The organism is Natrialba hulunbeirensis JCM 10989 (assembly GCF_000337575.1).
Lineage (GTDB): Archaea > Halobacteriota > Halobacteria > Halobacteriales > Natrialbaceae > Natrialba > Natrialba hulunbeirensis.
Genome location: NZ_AOIM01000041.1, coordinates 168989 through 187608, shown reverse-complemented (window position 1 = coordinate 187608; position 18620 = coordinate 168989). Strand labels below are relative to the sequence as shown.

At 61.3% G+C, this 18620-nt stretch carries 15 protein-coding genes and 1 tRNA gene; 7 read left to right on the top strand and 9 right to left on the bottom strand.

The window, feature by feature from the left end:
• Positions 1-309: 309 nt before the first annotated feature.
• The 4 genes from C483_RS17020 to C483_RS17005 all read right to left on the bottom strand — a co-directional run bounded on the left by C483_RS17020 (position 310) and on the right by C483_RS17005 (position 2989).
• Positions 310-564 carry a hypothetical protein gene (locus C483_RS17020; protein WP_006654603.1) on the bottom strand — a complete coding sequence of 85 codons (255 nt, stop codon included), beginning with the start codon at positions 562-564 and terminating at the stop codon, positions 310-312.
• Between the two features lie 2 nt (positions 565-566).
• A complete protein-coding gene (locus tag C483_RS17015; protein WP_006654602.1) occupies positions 567-1676 on the bottom strand; it encodes a tyrosine-type recombinase/integrase in 1110 nt (369 codons plus the stop codon).
• Between the two features lie 387 nt (positions 1677-2063).
• Positions 2064-2134: transfer RNA gene (locus C483_RS17010), tRNA-Gly, on the bottom strand.
• 114 nt (positions 2135-2248) lie between these two features.
• Complete coding sequence (locus tag C483_RS17005) at positions 2249-2989, bottom strand: class I SAM-dependent methyltransferase (RefSeq protein WP_006654601.1); 741 nt, start codon at positions 2987-2989, stop codon at positions 2249-2251.
• Positions 2990-3153: 164 nt separating this feature from the next.
• Between C483_RS17005 and C483_RS17000 the strand changes: the two genes are divergently transcribed.
• From C483_RS17000 to C483_RS16985, 4 genes are all read left to right on the top strand, one after another.
• Positions 3154-3624, top strand: a complete 471-nt coding sequence (locus C483_RS17000) for a DUF5793 family protein (RefSeq protein ID WP_006654600.1) — start codon at positions 3154-3156, stop codon at positions 3622-3624.
• A gap of 132 nt (positions 3625-3756) precedes the next feature.
• A complete protein-coding gene (locus tag C483_RS16995) occupies positions 3757-4929 on the top strand; it encodes an ABC transporter ATP-binding protein (RefSeq protein WP_006654599.1) in 1173 nt (390 codons plus the stop codon).
• A 166-nt stretch (positions 4930-5095) separates the two neighbouring features.
• Positions 5096-5374: a UPF0058 family protein gene (locus tag C483_RS16990; protein WP_004216022.1), complete on the top strand. Its 279-nt coding sequence runs from the start codon at positions 5096-5098 to the stop codon at positions 5372-5374.
• Positions 5375-5411: 37 nt separating this feature from the next.
• A complete protein-coding gene (locus tag C483_RS16985; protein WP_006654598.1) occupies positions 5412-8180 on the top strand; it encodes a DUF7527 domain-containing protein in 2769 nt (922 codons plus the stop codon).
• A gap of 380 nt (positions 8181-8560) precedes the next feature.
• On the opposite strand, the gene C483_RS16980 is transcribed toward C483_RS16985, so the two are convergent.
• Positions 8561-8866, bottom strand: a complete 306-nt coding sequence (locus tag C483_RS16980; RefSeq protein WP_006167237.1) for a hypothetical protein — start codon at positions 8864-8866, stop codon at positions 8561-8563.
• Positions 8867-9252: 386 nt separating this feature from the next.
• Here C483_RS16980 and C483_RS16975 point away from each other — a divergent pair, with 386 nt between their 5' ends.
• Complete coding sequence (locus C483_RS16975; RefSeq protein WP_006654597.1) at positions 9253-10638, top strand: adenylosuccinate synthase; 1386 nt, start codon at positions 9253-9255, stop codon at positions 10636-10638.
• Between the two features lie 55 nt (positions 10639-10693).
• Here C483_RS16975 and C483_RS16970 read toward each other — a convergent pair whose 3' ends face one another.
• Complete coding sequence (locus C483_RS16970) at positions 10694-13288, bottom strand: hypothetical protein (RefSeq protein WP_049912862.1); 2595 nt, start codon at positions 13286-13288, stop codon at positions 10694-10696.
• Positions 13279-15096: an ATP-binding protein gene (locus C483_RS16965; RefSeq protein WP_006654596.1), complete on the bottom strand. Its 1818-nt coding sequence runs from the start codon at positions 15094-15096 to the stop codon at positions 13279-13281. The genes C483_RS16970 and C483_RS16965 overlap by 10 nt, the downstream gene beginning before the upstream one ends.
• Before the next feature lie 138 nt (positions 15097-15234).
• Here C483_RS16965 and C483_RS16960 point away from each other — a divergent pair, with 138 nt between their 5' ends.
• Both C483_RS16960 and C483_RS16955 read left to right on the top strand, forming a co-directional pair.
• Positions 15235-15471 carry a methytransferase partner Trm112 gene (locus C483_RS16960; protein WP_006654595.1) on the top strand — a complete coding sequence of 79 codons (237 nt, stop codon included), beginning with the start codon at positions 15235-15237 and terminating at the stop codon, positions 15469-15471.
• Between the two features lie 87 nt (positions 15472-15558).
• Complete coding sequence (locus C483_RS16955; protein WP_006654594.1) at positions 15559-16260, top strand: DUF7524 family protein; 702 nt, start codon at positions 15559-15561, stop codon at positions 16258-16260.
• Between the two features lie 43 nt (positions 16261-16303).
• Here the strand turns inward: C483_RS16955 and C483_RS16950 are convergent, their stop codons facing one another.
• Positions 16304-17605: a DR2241 family protein gene (locus C483_RS16950; RefSeq protein WP_006654593.1), complete on the bottom strand. Its 1302-nt coding sequence runs from the start codon at positions 17603-17605 to the stop codon at positions 16304-16306.
• A gap of 8 nt (positions 17606-17613) precedes the next feature.
• Positions 17614-18519, bottom strand: coding sequence for a CbiX/SirB N-terminal domain-containing protein (locus C483_RS16945; protein WP_006654592.1), 906 nt, complete (start codon positions 18517-18519; stop codon positions 17614-17616).
• Positions 18520-18620: the final 101 nt, after the last annotated feature.

Here is an 18620-nt window from a genome sequence, read left to right as displayed (position 1 = left end):
CCTCTACTGGCTTTGGTAGACGTTGAGGGCGAACTCATGTCTCATTCTCGCGTTCCCGTTTTTGTTTCGGTGGGGAACATACGGGTGTATGATATAAACCACCATAAACTTATCGCCGATATGACTTTTAGGACCGCCTAACAATGCCGATATCACTGGATCTCAGTAAAAGTGAGATTCCAAACCGAAAACCATCATAAGTCGGGTTAGTACTAATTGATAAAGGCTTGTCTCATTTCAATAGCTGATTCTAACGAGGTCCATTAAGACCGGAATCGATTTCGCTGAGAAAGGCTTCTACAGATATCTTCAGAAGCGCTTTAGATACGGTCTCCGAAGAAGCCGTTTGATCTCCTGATTGTTATCCGGAACGCATCCGTTGATTCGACGAAGCTCATCTTCACTGAACGCCGCGAATCCACACTCTTCATTCTCGAGTTCGCCGAGCTGCCAGACGGTCGCTTCGAGGATCGCGGTCTCGACCTGGCGGCGTTCTCGCTGCGTTCGTGCTTCCGGGTAGGCGTCGATCAATTCCTGTATCTCCGCAGTGTTGTACGTCGTCATAGTCATCCCATCTTGTTGAGCGCGTCTCGGCGATTCTCGACCGGAGCTTGGTCGTATCGCATCGTCGTCTCGGGACTCTTGTGGCGAATCTGTGCCTGTGCAGCGGCCAGATCCTCCTCTCGAGTCATGTAGGTCCCGACAGAGTGCCGGATCGTGTACCAGCTCATGTGCCGGTTCTCGGTCGGAATATCCGCGATGTCACACAGCTTGTGCAGGACGTACCGGAGCGCACTCGAGCCGTAGGAGTTCCCCTGTCGCGTCAGCCAGAGCGCGTCCGTATCGTCGTAGGTATCGTACTGCTCTCGTTCTGCGAGCCACTTCTCGAGCGCAGTCGCTGTCCGTTCAGTGAGACTCACGGTCCAATTCTCCGTGTTCTTCGAGGACTCGTGTTTCGGGATTCGGAGGACGCAGTTATTGACGTCCACCCAGTTGACGGTCGCGCGTTTGACTTCGACGGGACGTAATCCGGCGTCGAGGCTCGCCCAGACGATACTCGGTATCTTCCAACTGTTGGCTCGCTTCCAATCGTCCGGCTTGACCTGCGACTTGGGCTTCTCGAACCGTTGAGCGAGGTACGACTTCCATCGATCTCGTTCCTCGGGTGTGAGTCCCGCGTACGTGGGAACGGATCCGTACTCGAGCGCGGCTTCGCGGATCTTCTTGCGCTCCTCGATCGTGAGGAAGTCGCGCGGTGCCGAGAGATCCTGCCCGAAGCTGAAGTTAGGTTCCCACTCGTAGTTGCCACCCCGCTGGTGGTTCAGATACTTGAACAGCCGTTTGAAGCACTTCTGAGCGATCGCCTTGTGCGTCGTGCTGTATTCCTCGTCCGAGTAGACGAGGTGCTTCATGTACTCGTCCGCGTCCTCGGTCGCGATGCTCGTGGTGTACGTCCCCTGTTCCTCCCAGTGCCAGCGGTAGAACTGGTCGAGCTTGTAGGAGACGTTTCTGACAGTATCGGTCGCGTAGCCGTCCGCTTTGTCGGGGTTCTTCCCGAAGTGCAGGAGCCACTGAATTAGGTCGCGTTTGAAGTCGCGATAGTCCTCGAGTTGCCGTTCAGTCAACTGATCAATAGTGGGTCCCGTGACCACGGGAACGTCATCGATGTGTGTCACCACGTCGATCCCCTCCGCGCCGCTATCGCACGTTTTTCCTTCTTTAAGCCTGTCACGTTCCAAAACCGCAAGACTGCGTGGGGGTGAATTTTCGAACCCACTTGATGTGCTGTGGATGCCATGTTCTTTTCATTGCATGGTCACCACGAAAAGTGCAAGACGCAACGCAGTTACGTATGCGCGGACCGGGATTTGAACCACCTGAAGACGGTCGCATTCGCTTCGCTCATGCGCTGCGTCTTCCGTAATTCAAATCCCTCGTACGATTGCTGTCGCTCACGAATTTGTTCGCGACAGCAATGCGCGGACCGGGATTTGAACCCGGGCCATGAGCTTGGAANTCCCTCGTACGATTGCTGTCGCTCACGAATTTGTTCGCGACAGCAATGCGCGGACCGGGATTTGAACCCGGGCCATGAGCTTGGAAGGCTCAGGTCCTACCACTAGACCATCCGCGCTCACTCCCTGATTTTGGCTCCATGTTTAAGGCGCTTCCGTTTCGGCGTCACCGCTTGCCAGCGATTGGCGCGCTGTCCCCCGGTTATCCTCAGGTAAATCGCTCTCGGACACACTCACGCATCCGACTCAGCAGCGCCAGCAACGACTGCATAACAGTTGCCGCTCGAGACCTCCCACTCGAGTACCTCGAGCGAACTCGCAGCGAGGTCCTGTTCGAACTCCTCGGGGGTGTAGATGTGATAGAAGCGGTCGACGGTTTCGCCGCCGGGGAGGGTCCACTCGATCGTGGTATCGAAGCCGGTGCCGTCGGCGGTGTCGATTTCGTCTTCGTCGAAGCGGTCGTGGGCGGTCGACCAGGCGCTGACGAGCGCGCGGCCGTCGGGACTGGGGGCGAGTACGCGACCGAGTTCGCCGAGGCTGGCCTGGCGGGCGGCCTGCGTGGGGAGGTGGTGGAGTGTCGCGACGTAGACGGCAGCCGAAATCGTGTTCGCTGCGAGGGGGAGTTCGGCGGCGTCGCCCTGGCAGAGATCGACGTCGAACTCGCGCTCCTGTGCCCGCTTGCGCCCGGTTTCGAGGAGGCCACGGCTGACATCCACGCCGAGCACGTGGTCGAAGTGACCGGTCTCGGCGAGCAGTTCGGCGTGGCGGCAGTTGCCACAGCCGAGGTCGAGGCCAACGGGGGTCATTTCGGCGTCAGTCCGGGCGCGCTCGCCGACGGTGTCTGTGACGAACGACTCGACTTCGGGCCAGGCGTACTCCCGGGTCTTCGCGAAGTGTGTCGCGATCTGATCGTAGGTATCGCGAACTGCTGCGCGGTCGGCCCGGTCCTGCGAGCGGTCGTGGGGAGCGGCCATTGTCCGATGTCGTCGATGAGCGCGCAAAAAGTGTTCGCAACGAATTGCCACCGCAAAAAGTGACCATCTTGTTCCAAACACTGTCTGAAACGTGTGTCTGTCCAGAGCAATGATGCCCCGTGCGTTACGTTCATACGATGGGAGCGCTAACCGATGACTACGGAATGAGGCGCGAGCACTTCACGTTACATGTTAGTAATGTCGACTGGGTCGAAACAGATGAGGAACCGAGCAAACCCTCGGTATCGATCAATTTCACCGGCCCAGCGTCGATGCTTCGCGAGCGCCTTACTGGCTCCGATGACGAGGTTCTCGATGCGGGCGAAACTGACGTTGCGCTCCGACTGCAAGACCCCCTCGACGAGGACGCCGCTGGCGTCGTGAGCGTCACGAACCGGATCACCGGTGATTTCATCCTCGAGTTGAACGAGGAAGCAGACGACGTACTCCGATTTATCCGGGCAGCGAGGGGGTACGGCGAGCAGGCCAACGACGATGATGGTCGCTACGAGGTCGAAATTAGACTCGACGACGACCCGTTCGTTAGCTACGACAAACAGACCTTCCTCGTCTACGACGACGAGGGAAGTCTGTTGCGCCAGCACAGTCTCATTCCAAGCGGCGTCGAACTCTAACGTCCGATTTTCGGCGCTCTCGTACCGGCGCCCGCTCTTCGCTCGTCTCACCCGGTGGGAACGGACCGGCAATTATAAGTGATTTAGGCCCCCCTAAACCGAATGTGTCCCGGCTGCTGCCGGGAGTCGACAATGGGGAACGGACAACTACTTTCCACGACGACCGAGGAGACTGCGCGTACACAGACGCCGGCACCGGAATCAGTCACCGACGACGTCGTGCTCGAACTCGACGGCATCGGGAAGTGCTACGGCGCTGAGACCGTCATTTCAGACCTCTCGTTGTCCGTTCACGACGGCGAAATTCTCACTCTGCTCGGCCCCTCCGGCTGTGGCAAAACGACGACCCTTCGACTGATCGCCGGTCTCGAAGAACCCGACGCCGGCTTCGTCCAACTCCAGGAGACCGCTGTCGCGGGCGACGGACAGTTCGTCCCGCCGGAAGAACGCGGTGTCGGCGTCGTCTTTCAGGAGTTCGCCCTGTTCCCACACATGTCTGCCCGGGAAAATATCGCCTTCGGGCTTCAGGAGTGGGAACCCGATGAACGCGACGCCCGCGTCGCGGAGCTACTCGAGATGGTCGGGCTCGAAGCACACGGTGACAACTACCCGAACGAACTGTCGGGTGGCCAGCAACAGCGGATTGCGCTGGCGCGGTCGCTTGCGCCCGAACCGGAGATGCTCTTGCTCGATGAACCGTTCTCGAACCTCGACGTCGACCTGCGTGTAGAAATGCGCGAGGAGGTGCGCCGAATCATCAAGGAAGCCGGTGTGACGGCGATTTCGGTCACGCACGATCAGGAGGAGGCGCTCTCGATTTCGGATCGTGTCGCGGTGATGAACGACGGCCAGATCGAACAGATCGATACGCCAGAGCGCGTCTTCCAGCAACCCAAATCGCGCTTCGTTGCGGGCTTTCTCGGCCACGCGAGTTTCCTCTCGGGTGAGGTCCACGGCGACCACGTTGACACCGCACTCGGGCGCGTGCTGCGCGACGACGTCAACGGACTCGCCCATCAGTACGATGGAACCGGTCTCGATCTCCTCGTTCGGCCGGACGACGTGACGGCGCTGCCGGCGGCCGACGGCGAGGCGAACGGTCGCGTCGTCTACCGGCGCTATCTCGGCCCAACAGTGCTCTACCGCGTCGAACTCGATACCGGTGAGACGATCGAGTGCATGCACAACCACTCCGATCGGATCGATTTAGACGAGCGGGTTGCGGTGCGAGTCACGGCCGACCACGAACTCGCCTGGTTCCCTGCAGACCAGCGTGATCGTGCGCCGGCGACGGCAGCCGACTGACGGTCTTCTTCCCCGACGATAGTAGCCACGGCAAGCCCCACTCCACACAGACGACGGCTCGGCACCAGTCCGCTATACCGACGTTCAGCCCGCATACCCACTAGCAGCCGCTTTTGCGACTGCACGGCACACAACTCTTAAGCCGAAACCGTTCGTAGCCGTGGGCATGCACAAGGATGAACTCCTCGAACTCCACGAAGAACTCGTCGTCATTATGGAGTACTTCGAAGAGCGCGAGGAGGTCGACGAGGGCCTTTTCGAGCCGTACCACCAGCTCGACGTCGACCCCTCGCACGTCCACAAATCGAAGAGTGAACACAAACACGCGGTCTTCGTCCTCGGAAACGCCCTGGCAAAGGGAATGAGCGAAGACGAGTTCTCGAGTGCCGGCCGAATTGGCAAGCGGATGAAAGAACTCGCAGAGGATGCCGAGTCGAAAATCTAGGCGAAACGTATTTGTTGCACTTCCCGCTTGTTGAACTATGGACCCGCGCACGCAAGAGCGCGTCGAGCAGTGGGATTCCCGTCCGTTCAGCGGTGGATTCGATGACCTGTCTACTCTCGCTGACAGTGACTTTTCGGGAGCCGTCGCTGCCGGTGGCGCGTGGCTGTTTATGCTTAACGGCCGCGTTGTCGGCACCGTCGACGGCGAGATAACAGACTTCGAGGACGCGAGTGGCACCGTCTATCGCGCACCAGATCCCTCGTTGCCGTTGCTCTCTGTGATGGAAGAGCGCGGCGGTAACGTACAGGCACAGTACTACACTAACGAGACGCCGCTCCGAGAGGTCGACCAGACGCTTCAGGACGGTTCGTTTACGGGGTATATCGAACTAAGTGAGAACGTTCTCAGTGGGGACTACTACGCTGTCTACTACGGTGGCCGACGGATGGCCGCAGCCTACATCGGCAACGCCGAGCGCCTGCTGACCGGCGACGAGGCGTTCGAACGAGCCGACGACGAGGTTGGGATCTATAAGGTATTCAATGTCGATATCGACGTGACTGATATTCCGGGGACGAGTGCGACTGCCGGTACGCAGGCAGACACAGCAGATACCGGCCCAGGGGCTGACGCTTCCGATTCGACGGGCGTCGATACCGGAACCGGCAACACAACTGACGCTTCCGACTCCACAACCGACTCCACGACGCGAGCAGAACCAAGCGTCGACCCGACCGAGTCTGCAATCGACCAGCTCGATGTCTCTGGGACCGGTGGAAGAACAGGGACAGAAACTGGAGCAGGCACGAACGCAGGACCCGAAACGAACACGACTGCGGACGAGGAGACAGACCAAACCCTCCCGACGGATTTGACGCCCGGGTCGGAGTCCGACACCGGTACCAGTACCAGCACCGGTACCGACACTGACGCCGAATCCCACTCCGAGCCACAATCTACACCCGAATCCGGCATCACAACTGACGACTCGAGTTCAATCGTCGACGACGAGTCGGACGGGCCGGCAGGGATCACCGCGCCGACGGAGTCCGAGACCGACGAGTCCACGGAGCAGACGGAAACCGTCGTTGGTTCCACGACTGGGGCAGACACGAGCGAGACGCCTGCCGATGGGAGCCAGTCAGGGCTGTCGTCGACGCCTGACCCAGAGACGGTCGAGGCAGCCGCAGAGGAACTCGACCAGAGCGATATCTCCTGGATCGAGGACGATGCCGACGAGGCCGATACCGCTGGCACGCCGGCACCGCCCGCGCCCGACCACGCTGGGGCCGGCCCGGAGTCGGTGACGGCTGCTAATGACTCCGCCGAGCGCGACACCGATAGCGACACAGACGCTGGTGCTGGCGCTGACACTGACACTGACGCGGGCAAAGGCGAAGGCGAAGGCGAGACCGAGGGCGAAGAGGAAGGCGAACTCGACCAGCAACTCGAGGCCGAAGAAGCCTGGCGCGAAACGCGGTCGATTCCCTCGATCGATCCCGACAACTCGGCTGCGGGTGACTCGAGTAGGGCCGCTCCCTCGCGCGCGGCGAACGGTCGGTCCCGCTCGGGGTCGCAGTCTCGGGCGCAGTCGGAGGCAGGGTCTGATTCTGGCGCAAGTGCTGGTACTGCTGGGTCCAGTTCCAGTTCCGGCTCCGGCTCCAGTTCCAGCCCCGACTCTCAATCCACATCGACCACAGACTCACACAACGGGCAGGCGGCCCAGTCGTCGACTGCACCATCACGATCACAGCCAGCCAGCGACCAGCGCAACCGCGAGCAGTCTGCCGACGCGAACCGCAACGCCCCAACCAACGGTGACGACGCACACAAGCGCAACCTCGCTCAGTACACCCAGCGAATCGAAGAACTCGAGCAAAAACACAACGCGCTCGCAGAGAAGGCCAGAGAGCTCAAAAGCGAACGCGACGAGCTCCGTGCCGAAAACCAACAACTGACGAGCACCGTCGACTCGCTTCGCACACAAATCAGTGAACTCGAGTCCGAACTCGAGCAGGCGCGGGCTGGCAGTGCCCAGTCCGGCTCTGGCTCCGGCTCCGGATCTAGCTTCGACGCTGAGACACAGCTCTCGCCAACGGAGGCGCTCTCGGGAACGAACCTGTTCGTACGCTACGACTCGAAGAGCCAGCCGACACTCGAGACGGCACACGATGGCGCAGCGGATCGCAACGAGGTTGCCTCGAACCTGCGGCTCGAACATCATACCGAGTTCGAGGCAGACAGTGTCGCCGTCGACGGCCAGCCGTACGAGACCCACCTTCAGGAGACGATCGAGTACACGTTCGTCGACTGGCTCACCGAGATGGTGCTCTACGAGATTCGCGATACAGGCAATGCGGACGGCCTTGCGGACCTCTACGATGCAATCCCGCGCATCGATCGAGCCGAACTCGGGGCGACGATTTCGCTCGCGGACGACGACACCGAAGACGTTCCCGACGAGGTCACCTTCGACGTCGTTGCGTTCGACAAGATGGGCAACCCGCTCATCCTGGCGACGCTCAACGACTCGCGCGAACCTGCAAGTCAGGAGCTACTCGAGGAACTCGAGGTCGCCGCCTCGGCGGTCAAGGCGAACTATCCGGATCTCGCAGCGGCAGTCGCGGTCACCTCGAGTTACTTCGAACCTGGGGCACTCGAGGTGACAGAGGAGGCGACGAGCAGCGGGTTCCTGAGCCGTGGCTCGAAGCTGAGTTACGTGAACCTCTCGCGCAAGAGTGGCTATCATCTCTGTCTGGTGGAGTCGCGCAGCGAAGGGTTCCACATGAACGTCCCCGAGTTGTAGGAGGTGTTGTGATCGTCGTCGGAGTAGTTGAGCGTCGTCGGAGTAGTTGAGCGCCGTCGGGTTTTCCGCTGTTCGGCTTGCTCGTTGTGCTTTTTCCGCGTTCCGTTTCCTGCGTCTCGATGGGCGACGTGTACCACGTGGGTACCAACCAGCTCAGGTCCCACTGCGCGCAAGCGTCGCTCGGTTCACACTGTGTCGTAAGTAAGAGAGACAGATCAGTGTGGCTCCACTGACCGAGACGGGTAGAGGAGTGGAGGGCAACGGCGTAACATAGCCGCTGTCCGTCTCCGGTGGTCTGGCCCGGTGAAACCCGCTGGTGATCTGTTCGATCGAATCGATCTGAGAGTAGTCTCTGGACTCGTCGCGTCGTTCGGAACCGATTAGCCTTCGACTTCGGCGACGTCTTCGATCTTCATGCCGTCGAGCTTGTCGACGATGTCGTCGATCTTGCCGTCGAGTTCGTCAACGAACTCGACCGTGCGCTCGGTCTTGATCGCACCCTGACTGGAGGGCTCGATGAGGTTTTCCTCTTCGAGAACGCGCAGCGAGTAGCGAACTTTGTGGTGTGGGTAGCCGGTCTCGTTGGACATCTTCACGATACCGATTGGTTCGTTTTCGATGACCATCTTCAGGACCTGCAGATGTCGTTCGAGCATATCGACTTCCTTCTCAAGTCGGTCTATCATGGCATTTGTTAACTTGTCTTTGTACCCTTTAAAAGTTACTCTCCGAGATTGAGACGACCACTCTCAACCCAATGCTCGTTTTTGCCAGTAGTTAACGCTTCCGCTTGCGACGCTATACGATGAACGATTATGACGGTAGACAGCGGTATACGGCCGATTCTGAGCCGAAACGGTTCGACCGTCTATCAGGGGGTGGCCAAAACACGAATTCAACAGCGTGCACTGTGTGTGACTCGTGGACAGCTATCGGCGGCCGAACACGCGTATTCTTGTCCGCGTCCCCACAGGAAGTATGCATCGATGTGCATGGATCTGTCATCGATCCCGGGGATACCCCCAGTGATACCGTAATCTGTTTATCGGATCGGCAAGAATCCGCCGCTGTTATGACCGTCACAATCGTCGGGGCTCAACTCGGCGACGAAGGCAAGGGCGGCGTCGTCGACCTCTACGGCGACACCGCTGACGTCGTGGCCCGCTATCAGGGCGGCGACAACGCCGGACACACCGTCGTCCACGACGGCGAGAAGTACAAGCTCTCACTCGTGCCCTCGGGCGCCGTCCGCGGGAAGGTCGGCGTTCTCGGCAACGGCTGCGTGATCAACCCACGGACGCTGTTCGACGAAATCGAGTCGCTTCGAGAGAAAGGACTCGATCCAGACGTGCGGGTCGCAGAGCGCGCCCACGTCATCCTGCCGTTCCACCGCGTCCTCGACGGCATCGAGGAGGATGTCAAGAGCGAAGACGACCAGGAAGTCGGCACGACCGGTCGCGGTATCGGCCCAACCTACGAGGACAAGGCCGGTCGCCGCGGCGTCCGCGTCGGCGACCTGCTCGACCCCGATGTGCTCCGAGATCGACTCGAGTACGTCGTGCCACAGAAGCGCGCGCTCATCGAGGATGTCTACGGCGCCGACGTTTCGGAGCTCGACGATCCGGACGCGTTCGACGTGGACGCGCTCTTCGAGGAGTACCGCGAGATCGGCGAGCGCCTCGCCGAGCAGAACATGACCGTCAACGCCAGTGCGTTCCTCACGGACGCGATGGCCGAAGGCAAGACCGTCATGTTCGAGGGTGCACAGGGGACTATCATCGACATCGACCACGGAAATTATCCCTACGTCACGTCTTCGAACCCGACCGCGGGCGGTGCGGCAGTCGGCACGGGACTCAGCCCGAACGTCATCGCAGACGGCGAGATCATCGGCATTGTCAAGGGTTATCTCACGCGCGTCGGGAGCGGGCCGTTGCCGACCGAACTCGGCGGTGTCGAAGGCGACACGCCCGACTACGACGAGCAAGGTGACGGCGAGAACGAGGAACTCGCCACGTACATCCGCGAGGAGGGTGGCGAGTACGGGACTGTCACCGGTCGCCCGCGCCGCGTCGGCTGGCTCGACATGCCGATGTTGCGCCACTCCGCGCGCGTCAACGGCTTCACCGGCCTCGCGATCAACCACATCGACGTGCTTGCCGGCTTAGACGAAGTGAAAATCGGCCACAGCTACGAACTCGATGGCGAGGAACTGCTCGCGATGCCCCCGACTACTGAGGAGTGGGGTCGCTGTGAGGCGACGTTCAAGACGTTCGACGGCTGGGACGACGTCGACTGGGCCGCCGTCGCCGAGGAGGGCTACGACGCCATCCCCGAGAACGCACGGACGTATCTCGAGTACATCAGTGACGAACTCGACGCGCCGATCTACGCAGTTGGTGTGGGCCCTGGTCGCGAGGAGACTGTCGTCGTCGAGACGCCGACGGGCGCAGCGTAGGGCGATACTGGCGCGGTCGTGACCGCGACCAGGTCTCTAACTGCAAATCCGCACACTACGAGATCGGATACAACAACTGCTTTTGCTCTTCTGGCCAGTAGAACTCGCCGTTGTAGTAGATCGGCCGAATCGTGTTCGAGATGTACTCGTTGAGTTCGTCCGGTGTGACCTCGTGTGTGATCGTCGCTGGAATCAGTCGCTTTCGGTCGGACCGACTGCCCCGCCAGTGTGCCCCAACCGGATCGACCGGGAACGGGACGGAGATGCCTCGAACCAGGCCGTCGTCGGTCTCCTGTAGCGACTGAATCTCCGATGGCTGCCACTTTGCGACGAAGCGGTGCGTGCCGTCACCGACGACGACACCGCCTGTGCCGTTCGTCTGGACGGTTGCACAGGTGTGGGCCGTTGCGAGACTCTGTCCGTAGAGGAGGAGTTCGCCGACAGTCGTCACCGCCCGGAGGTCGCGCTCGGACGCTGCCGTCCGATAGCCCGCCACGCCAGCGATGCTTCCCGTCTCGATCAGTTTCCACGCGACATCGACGGCGTTCGCTGCGTCGAGTTGGAACAGTCCGACCTCGTTGGTCGGTAGCGCCGACGGCGACAGGACGCCGTCCGTGCACGCGAAGCCGGCGCCATCCTCGTCACAGTCTCCAATGTAGTGTAAGAAGTCAGCTCCGGCTGCGAACACGTCCGCGAGTTCGACCCGTGTCGGATCGTCGACCCGGTCAACCCGTGGAGAGACCGCATCTGACCGACGCCGGTAGGTATCGACGATACGCTCGCGTGCGGATTCGGGGATGTGCTCGGTTGCGAAGACGACAACGACGCTTCGCTCGTCCGACTGTTGCTCGAGATCGGAGAGACGGTTCTCGTAGGCCTTTGGATGGGCGACAAACGGAGAGCAGTTGGCTGTCGACTGGTGGGGGGTGGAAGACACAGACGTGGATGCAGACGCAGACGTGGACGTGGACGAAGAACCAGAGACACCCGCAGACGAAAGCGAAAATCGCGGCCCGTCCATCGTATACTCGCCATCCTCACCAGCACACTCCGGATCCGCAAGTACACCGTGGATTCGCCGTTGCTCCACGAGTTGATCGTCGAGCGACGCTCGCTCGCCCAGGCTGTTCTCCAGACAGAGGTCCAGGTCGACACCGAGATCAGCCGTCGCTGCTGGCCCTACCTGTGACTCTCTAACCCCATCCATATCCTCATTCACACCATCATCCGCAGTTTCAGCTTCTTCCTCAGCCTTCTCTCCATCCCCACTCTCAGACACAGCCCCAGACAGACCAGCCGACGCAGCCGTCGACACGGAGTCACCACTCTCACTCGAGTCCACTGGCAGTTCGATCGCGGCCATATCGTAGAGCAAGTGGGGCAACACGCTGACGTGGTCCGTCGTCGGTGACACCGTCATTCGGTACGGCCACTGTGGAAGCACCGCCTCGATCGGCTGCTCCGGGAACGAGAGGTACGTCTGCACTCGCTCCGCGATCGACATTCCGGGACAGCCCGAGAGGTCGATCCCCGCCGCTGTCAGCGCATCGTACTCGAGTACCGTCGGCTCCGTTGGCTCGAGCCAGGAGACGAGCAGGTCGAGGAAGAACGTCCGTCGCAGAAGCGAGCGAACGTCCGCTGCGAACGCGGATCCAGAGGCGAATTCGTGGTGGAGTCCGATCGACGGTGCGCGCAGTAGCGGTGCACTTTCGTTCGCATCGAGGGGAGCTTGCGCTGTCGTTCGAACTCGTGCACCGAGGTAGTAGGCGAGTGGGGCTGCGACGAAGAGTGTCGAGCGGTCGGGCGGAACGACGAATTCGAGGTCGGTGTCGGGTGTGTCCTCACGAACTGACGACGGGACGTGTGTGTCCGTCACGGCGGGATCGATCTCGAGCAGCGGCGGGTAGCCGCGGTAGTTTCTGTGAACCCGGTCTGCGGTCGTGGTTCCGATCGATGCAGAGAGGTGTGAGAGGGCAGTTGCGATACCGTCGGGCGTCGGTGCGACTGTGATTTCGTCGCGCGGATAGTCGACTGGCGATTTGAACCCGAACGTTACTCGCGTGGGGTGTTCGAAGGAGATGGTCATTGGTCCACGCGACCGGTTTTTGATGACGGCGGATGCGTCGAATCGGAGGCGGATATAGAGACCTACTTCGAACCGGCAGACGTACGCGCCGCTACTGAGTGAGACTTCCTGATCGCCGGCCTCGACGGAGACACGTGCATTGGTGTCGTCGCCTATGTTTGTGTTTGCGTTCGGGGTCCCGGTCTCGTCTGCATCACGTGTGCGTGATTCGGGGTCGGTACTGTCGGTTTCGGCTTCGGCTTCGGCTTCAGCTTCAGTCCCAGCCCCAGCCTCGGTGCCATCCGCTTCAGATTCGCCATCGGTTTCGAACGCAACACCTGATTGTGGCGCATCTCCGTCGAGGCGCTTGATATCGACCATGTTCAGCAGATCGTACCGGATTTCGGAGACGCGGCCGGTGATGGTCGCATCGATCGGTTCGTCGAACGTGTGTTGGTCCTCGAGACGGTCCCAGCCAACCAGTCCGAACGAGGTAGTGTTGCCGGCGATATCCCGGGCCTGCAACGTCGTCCCGTGCACCGAAATCGTCACGGGATCAGTGACTGTTGTGTCGGTCATCGCCATCCCTCCAGTTGGTGGCGGGTAAGTTCCCAGTCGAACTCGTGTTGGTGTTCGTGTCCGTGGCCGTATCTGTGACTGTAGCTGTGCCCGCTGTCGCGTGCGTGCTCGTGCTCGCCATCAGCACCATCGCGCTCTGCTGACAGTGAGCGGTCGAGCCCGCGGCCTGTCTCGCCATCGGCGTCGGCATCGCCCTCGAGACGACAGTTTGTAAACTCGAAGCGCGCACCGGTGTCACTTGCAGTTGTGTCCTCACCGTCTGCCGACTGAACCGCAACCGTCCAGCCGTGTTCGGTCGCGATCTGCTCGACGATCGCCAGTCCGAGCCCGGTGTTCTCGGCCCTATCGGTGTATCCGGATTCGAAAATATCCTCGCGGCGCTCGGGTGGGATACCAGGGCCATCGTCTTCGACGGCGAAGCCGTCAGCTAATTCCGTGACGCTAACTCTCACATCGGGACCAGCGTGTTCGACTGCGTTCCGGAAGAGATTCTCGAACAGTTGCAACAGCCGCGTCCGGTCGGCCTCGATGCACAACTGACTCGTCGTCTCGAGTGATGCCGCGTCAGTTTCGACGTTGTCCCAGGCGGCCGCCGCGACTGTGTCGAGGTCGACCGGGTCAGGGTTGTCGACTGTCTCCCCTCTCGCCATCGTCAGGACGTCCTCGATTAACCGCGCCATACGGTCGTGTGCGTCCTGTATCTCCGAGAGTGCAGGCCGAACATCTTCCGGGGCGTCCTCGAGTGCGATGTCGAGGTAGCCATCGGCGACGTTGAGCGGATTCCGCAGATCGTGGCTGACGATACTTGCGAACTGATCGAGACGTTCGTTCTTGCGCTCGAGTTCGCGCTCCCGGAGTTTGAGGTCGGTCAGATCGGTGTAGATCAGATAGCCGCGTGTCGTCCCGTCGTTGGTGGCAACTGGGATGTTCCGGAGCAAGAACGGGCGTGGACCGTCGACGGTTTCGCGAACGACTTCGACGTCTGCACGCTCGGACAGTTTGGTTTCGACGAGTTGTGGCTGCACGTAGCCTGCCGACGTGGTTCCTGCGGTAGCGGACTGGTGGTGTGAGGGCGCTCTTGCTGGCGTAGTCGAGGGCTTTGACGGTTCCTGTACTGTCTGTGTCTCAGTCTGTGTCTCTGTCTCCGTCACACTCTCCCCCGGCTCGATAAGCTCCGTCAACGGTTCGCCGACCACAGCCTCAGCGTCGAACCCAAACACCCGGATAAACGCCGAGTTGACCGCGTCGACGACGTGCACCCCATCCTCGAGATGATACTGCAGCGCCGCATCGGGAACGTTCTCGAACAGCGCCGCGAACTGATCGCGCTCCGTCTCGAGTGCGCTCTCGTAGCTGACCCGGTTTCGGGCGCTCGTCACCGTCGCGACGAACAACTCGCCGAGGTGGCGGTCAGCCTCCGAGAAGGCGTTTGGCTCGGTCGCGTGGAACTGAACGACGCCGCCGTCCTCGAGTGGAATCGAGAGGACGGACCGAAAGGCATCGCTCGTCGGGTTGGCATCGGTGTGTGTCGTCAGATCGTCGACGACGTGGGTTTCGTTCTCCCGATGGGTTTTGCCGGCGATACCGGCGTCGGCCGCAAGCGGTGGTGCTGGGATCAGGCGGGTCGTGTAGCTCGCCTGTGGCTCGAAGACGCCGTCTTCGACCGTACAGATGATAGCCGTGTCGAACTCGAGGACGCGGTCGGCCGCGCGAACGGCACGGGTGTATACCTCTGTGACTGAATCGAGCGTGTCGAGTTCGGACGCGAGACGGCCGAGTGCTGCGACACTGTCGACGAGAGGGGAAGAAGCCATCCGTCGCGGTCACCTCAAAACGGCGCTCGAATGCATTGGTACTGTGATGCACAGTTTCGTATATATGTTCACTGGTAGTGGCCGAACCGCGCCGACCGTTCCCGAAGCCTTTTGCTGTCTGCGATATGCCTTCCAAGTATGAAGGAGTCGTTGCTTGATATCCTGCGCTGCCCGCTCGACAAGCACGAACTGGAACTCGAAGATGCGACGTACGATGAGAGTGCTGACGGCGACTCGGACGACTCGAACGGCGAGGACGCAGCCGAAGTCGTCGACGGCACGCTCGTCTGTGCCGAGTGTGGCGAGCGCTACCCGGTCGAGGACGGTATTCCGAACCTGCTCCCCCCGGACATGCGAGAGGAGTCCCCCGCATAGAGTCCAACGGAACGTCAGTCGGCACGACTGTGTCAAACGACGGAAACTACTTGTAACTGGCACCAGACCACTATCTGTATCTGTACCGTGACCAGGTCCGAATCCACACCACCATCCACATCGTCGCGCGAGAACGAGTCGGCGGCCAGTAACACGCAGGGAACGACCGACTCACGAGTCGGCGACAGTGGCACACCCACCGGGACAACGGTGCTGCCGGTCCACGTCGACCGCAAGCAGGAGGACGCACTCTCACCTGCGCACAACGCACTCGAGACGAACTCCTCGTTCGTCGTCGAACTCCACGGACAGGGCTCGCCGGCACACGTCCACTGCCGACTCGACGGCGACATCGCACACGTCGCCTCGCTTCGGACTCCCAACTATTACATCGAACCCGACGCCGTAACGCCGGTCCCCATCGACATCACCGCCGACGGACTCGACCAGCCAGTCCGCGGCGAACTCGAGTTACTCACCGGCTACGGATCGGAGTCCGTCTCGATTACGGTAACGGTGACGCCGGAACCGACAGGCGTCGACGTCGACGACTCACTCGCCGCACCAGCACGCTCGGCGGACGACGAACAGCAAACGCTCGTCGAAGAGGTGACGACGCAGCTCGGAGTCGAGATAGACACGGGGACACTCGCCGTTATCGGACTCGGAATCTTCGCGCTTGCGCTGGCGGTCGCGGTTACCTCTGCGGTCGGTGGGCCGGTTGCGACACTCGGTGTTGGAATCGTGTTCGCCGGTGTCGCGGTTGCACTGTTCTTGTTGTACTGGTAGGCGTACGTCCAGAAGAAGACCTGTGTGTCGCGGTTCTATTTCGTCAGCCAGATTCGGATTCGACTTCGGATGCAGACTCAGACCCGGACTCAGACTCGGACTGCTCTCGCATCTCGAGTTTACCCTCGTCCGAGAACCGTTTCGCCCGCAGGTACCGTGCGCGGTACCGATTCGCGCCGTCGTTGACGTCTGCCTCACGAATCTCGTCCGTTCTGTCGTCCGCAACCGCGTCGATTAGCTCCTCGAGTTGGTTGCGCTCGGTCGGCGTGAGTTCCAGTTCGTACGTGCGCTCGGACTCGGATTCGGCGATAGCCCACTTGCGCGCGGCGGCGACGACGAGCGAGCACGGCTCCCGGCAGGGGAACGGCCCGTCACCGCCGTCGGCGTCGAGTTCGTCGCCGTCCTCGTACTCCCACTCGCGTCGGCGGAGACACTGGGAGTCGACACAGCAGGCTTCGGCCATCCAGCCGACGGCGTCGTGAGGGAGTTCGGAGACGACCTCGTAGATGCCGCTCTGGCGGTCTGCGGTCTCGGCCCAGTGGTCGACGTCCAGGTTGCCCTCGCGCTCGCGATGCCAGTTGGCGATCGTCGCCGGGTAGAAGAAGCCGACGGCGTCGACGAGTTCCTCGCCCGAGAGGCCCGTGAAGGCCCACCCGGTCTCGAGTGTCGGCGCGGTCTTCAGCGGTCGGTATCGGCCGTCCTCGTCGTAGGTGGCGATCTCGCGTGCCTCGCGCGGGTCGTCGTACACCGTGAGATCGGCGATATCCGTGCCAGCATCCGCGACGTGCCAGAGATCGTAGACCCGTTCGCCGTCAGGCTGGTCGACGTCCGCGAAGCGGGCGGTGATGCAGAGTTGGCCCCACTCGCGGTCGATGCCATCCTGCAGGGCGGCGTAGCGATCCGGGACAGGGAGCGTTCGGTCCTGTCCTTGCTCGTCTCCGTCTGCCTCTCCGCCGGTATTTCCAGCTTCAACCCCGGTGTGAGTGCCCAGAGAATTCGAAAGCGGCGCGTGCTCACACCACCGCAGGAACGCCCGCCGGGCAGTTCCCTCGCCACCGACCGTCTCCTGCCAGTAGTGCCAGTTCGTCACGTACGCCGCAACGCCCCCGGACTCGAGAGCCGACTCCTCGCCAGCGAGCAGGGACTCGAGTGCGTCCGCATCCAGCCCGGCGTGGGCGATGTCGGCGGCGTCGATCGTGAGCGTAAACGTATCGTCTGCGTCTCGTGTGACTTGGAGACCGTCGAAGGAGACGGTGTGGGTCTGGTCTGTGCCCGTCTCGTTCTCGTTGGCAGCCGCAAGCGTCGTCAACAGCCGCTGTGTGGCGCTCGCCGATCCGTCATCCATCCCCATCGTCAGTCACCTGCCTGGCTGTGTCGCTCAGCATCACCGTCAGCGCCGCTTGCTGTGCTCGTACGTTGACGAACGCGGTCGATTGCGTCGCCGAGTTCTGCCCCTGCGTCGGCTGCACGCTCCAGGAGGACGTCGGCCATCAGGCCTTCGGTGCCGACTGCGCCGGCGTACCAGATACGGTGACCGTCGACTTCAGCGGGGACATCCCAACCAAGGCGGTAATCCTCGGTGAGGCCCATGTCCTCTGGAATGTCTTCCTGCGTGTGGTAGCCGTCGGCGATAAAGAGGGGGACGACGACGATATCGTCGCTCTCGAAAAAGTCCGTCACGTCGTCTACCTCCGGCTCCTCGTCCATGAACACCGCCTTGGTCTCGTCGAAGCGGCCTCGCTCACGGATGCGTTCGGTGTGGTACTCGATCGCCTTCGCCGAATTCTCGTTGCGCTCGGTGCCGTGGCCGACGACTGCGAGGCCGACACCCTCACCCACGTCGGGGTCTTCGGTGACGCTTTCGGCGCGCTGGACGATCACGTCCGTCATCGCGTCGTGGGTGCCGACCGGGCCGCAGTAGTGAATCGTCTTGCCGACGTCCGTCGCCTCGAGGGTAACCTGCGAGGCACTGGTGCCATCCGACTCCCACTTGTCGGGATCCCAGTCGTCGAGGCGGAGTTCTCGCGGGATGACCTGCTCGGTGAAGTAACCCTCGCTGATAAACAGCGGGACGACGAACACCTCGTCGGACTCGAGTGTGCGGATCACCTCGCGAAAGTGCGGTTCCTCCTTCCAGAACGCCTCGCGGACCTCGTCGAACGCGCCCGTCTCGCGGATCGTGTCCGCGTGGGCGTACGTCGGCGTCGAGGCATCCGGATTCAGGTGCGAGCCGTGTGCCGCGATGACCAGCGCTTGCATGTCCACTCGTTAGGAGAGGAGTGGTTTATTCACTTCGTTGTTTCTGTCGAACCGGGAACTCTGAGTCGGGAAGTAGAAAGAAGATGTTTGCCATCGGAAAC